1 protein-coding gene and 1 pseudogene are annotated in these 800 nt (G+C 61.2%); both read right to left on the bottom strand.

All coding sequences use genetic code 11. From position 1 onward, the window contains the following. Positions 1–460 (bottom strand): IS630 family transposase (locus V6767_RS22685; RefSeq protein WP_448475505.1); only part of this gene is annotated, 460 nt, incomplete at its 3' end. Between the two features lie 46 nt (positions 461–506). Continuing rightward, positions 507–800 (bottom strand): annotated as a pseudogene (locus tag V6767_RS22680) (IS630 family transposase); the annotation flags it as partial.

Raw genomic sequence — 800 nt, 5'->3', positions numbered from 1 at the left:
GGCCTACAGCTCTCCACAGGTCGTCATAGGTTCGCGCCTTTGCCTTCCTGAGAAGCGCCTTGAGCTTGGAGAACGCCTTCTCGATGGGGTTCAGGTCCGGTGAATAGCGCGGGAGAAACAGCACCCACGCGCCGCGCGCCCTGATCGCCTCGGCAGCGCGTGGGCTCTTGTGAACATTGAGATTGTCCCAGATGACGACATCTCCGGGTGACAGCGTCGGGGCAAGCTGGGTTGAGACATAGGTGTCGAAAGCCAGGCCGTTGATGGCACCCTCGATCACCCATGGCGCTATCAGTTCGTCACACCGCAGCCCGGCGATGAAGGTCTGGGTATTCCACTTGCCGAAAGGCGCGTCGGCAACAAGTCTTTGTCCCGTCCGGCTGCGTCCCCTGAGCGGCGTCATGTTGGTCTTCACACTGGTCTCGTCGATGAAGACAAGCCTTGCCGGCTCGGCACGCATAGCCGGCAATCGATGCTTTTGCCATACATCGCGCTCGGCATGCACGTCAGCGCGTTCTTTCTCCGACGCCAGCAGCGTTTTTTTTAAAGCTGAAGCCGGCACGGCACAGCAATTTCGACAGATTGGACGGATCGACGCTCACGCCATGCTCGTCCAGCAGAAAGCTTGCCAGATCGGGCATGGTGATGTCGGGCTCAGCCTCGACCCTGGCGATGATGAGCGCCCGATAAGGGGCGAGTTTGCCGCCGCCTTTCGGGCGACCCATGGGGCTCGGCTCCACAGAACCGGTCTCATCCAGCCGCTTCTGCAGCCGGACGGCCGTCGCCGCGGAAATCGCAAA

The sequence above is a fragment of the Martelella sp. FLE1502 genome (genome assembly GCF_053484255.1).
This window is presented reverse-complemented; position numbering and strand designations above follow the sequence as displayed.